This is a genomic window from Moorena sp. SIO4E2, from assembly GCF_010671945.1.
GTDB lineage: Bacteria > Cyanobacteriota > Cyanobacteriia > Cyanobacteriales > Coleofasciculaceae > Moorena > Moorena producens.
The window spans coordinates 1-1,257 of the sequence record NZ_JAAHIE010001297.1; the positions used below are offsets into that span (position 1 = coordinate 1).

At 39.6% G+C, this 1,257-nt stretch carries 1 protein-coding gene and 1 pseudogene; one reads left to right on the plus strand and one right to left on the minus strand.

All coding sequences use genetic code 11. From position 1 onward, the window contains the following. Positions 1-264 (plus strand): annotated as a pseudogene (locus F6K37_RS43115) (hypothetical protein); the annotation flags it as partial. Positions 265-292: 28 nt separating this feature from the next. Here the strand turns inward: F6K37_RS43115 and F6K37_RS43120 are convergent. Further along, positions 293-481: a hypothetical protein gene (locus F6K37_RS43120; RefSeq protein WP_008185268.1), complete on the minus strand. Its 189-nt coding sequence runs from the start codon at positions 479-481 to the stop codon at positions 293-295. Positions 482-1,257: the final 776 nt, after the last annotated feature.

Genomic DNA, 1,257 nt, shown 5'->3' on the forward strand with positions numbered 1-1,257 from the left:
AAGAGAAGTTTTCGTCTAATGGATGACGAAAAGCGTAATCAAATCACCACTGACTTAAATGAATTAGAAAGTAACCTGAAAGCTGAAGATGCCAGTGCTGATAAGATTGCTCTGAAACGAATTAACTATTTCATAGACAAACAACTTTGGTCAGATGCATTACGGGAAATTTATCTGATGCCTAATCCTCCGGCTGAGGTAACTGATCTTATTGATAAGATTAACAATAAGGCTCATGATTTTTGTAAGAAGGAGCGTGAATAGCAAGTAGGGTGGGCATTGCTGATTAAGATCATGATTGAACGCGGATCAATGAAATGGGCAATGCCCACCAATCCACCATCATCGTAGGGTGGGCATTGCTGATCAAGATCATGATTGAACGGCGAGCAATGAAATGGGCAATGCCCACCAATCCACAATAATCGTAGGGTGGGCATTGGTTCAGAAACCGGCCATGGGTACCCTGCTTGGTGGGCATTGCTCAGATAAATTTGGGCAGGATTTGGGTAAGTAAACCGGCAATGCCCACCCTACAGAATGCTGAATAATATAGCGCTACACACAATGTAAGCAAGGTATGTAAATTATTTTTGTGATTTTGTCAAGTAGTTCATTTGTTCTATTATTTTGACCTACTCCCCGTTGACCCTGTACTTATATGAAGTTTGATATGAGGTTTGATATGAGGTTTATGAGGTTTGATATGAGGTTTGATATGAGGTTTATGAGGTTTGATATGAGGTTTATGAGGTTTGATATGAGGTTTGATATGAGGTTTATGAGGTTTGATATGAGATTTATGAGGTTTGATATGAGGTTTATGAGTTTGATATGAGGTTTGATCTGAGTTTTTATATGAGTTTTTATATGAGGTTTGATCTGAGTTTTATGAGAATAAGAGATATATAACAGGGCTAGTATTACATTGTTCCAACTAAGAATTAGGAACTGGGGGGAGCAGGTCAAGGGTTGCAGAACAAATGAACTACAGTACCATCACAGCAAGCTTATGTAAACCCATGAGGGGGCTAGAGGTATAGTACAAATGTTCTACATAAGTGACATGCTCCCTGCAATAACCTAAAAAGGAGAAGTTCAAAATGCAAGTAGTCCACAAGGTGTTGAAAGGGATGTTGGTGTTTTGCCTGTCCCTAGTAATGATCGTTGGTAGTGCGCAAGCTGCGGAATGTTATGTCGAACCTCGCTTTATTCTCTTGGCCGAGGGATCTTCTCAGTATATACTAGATGTTATAG